The sequence below is a fragment of the Streptomyces sp. WM6386 genome (genome assembly GCF_000972385.1).
In the GTDB taxonomy this organism is placed as follows: Bacteria; Actinomycetota; Actinomycetes; order Streptomycetales; family Streptomycetaceae; genus Streptomyces.
Window position 1 is genome coordinate 1 of the sequence record NZ_JXTE01000674.1, and the last position, 348, is coordinate 348.

The 348-nt window shown below is 73.0% G+C and carries 1 protein-coding gene; it reads right to left on the reverse strand.

Annotation, left to right across the window (positions count from 1 at the left end):
• Nucleotides 1-20: 20 nt before the first annotated feature.
• The coding region (locus tag TN53_RS43200; protein ID WP_046264405.1) for a MaoC/PaaZ C-terminal domain-containing protein at nt 21-348 on the reverse strand (328 nt) is incomplete at its 5' end.

The following is a 348-nucleotide window of genomic DNA, read 5'->3' on the forward strand; positions in this document are numbered from 1 at the left end:
CCCGTACGGCGCCCACCGGGTCAGGGCTCCAGGCGGGCCGCCGCGGTGCCGGGGACCACCTCGACGCCGTCCTGGTTGACCGTGCGCAGGGAGAAGTGGGCGACCGGGCCGGCCGGCGTGTCCTCGATCGAGTCCACGGTGGCCGTGGCGATCAGGGTGTCCCCGGGCCAGACCTGGGCCTTGAAGCGCACGCCGTAGCGCAGCAGCGCCTCGGGGCCGACCCAGTCGGTGAGGACCCGGCCTGTCATGCCCATCGTCAGCATGCCGTGGGCGAAGACCCCGGGATATCCCGCGGCCTCGAAGGCGAACCTCTCGTCGGTGTGCAGCGGGTTGAAGTCTCCGGAGGCG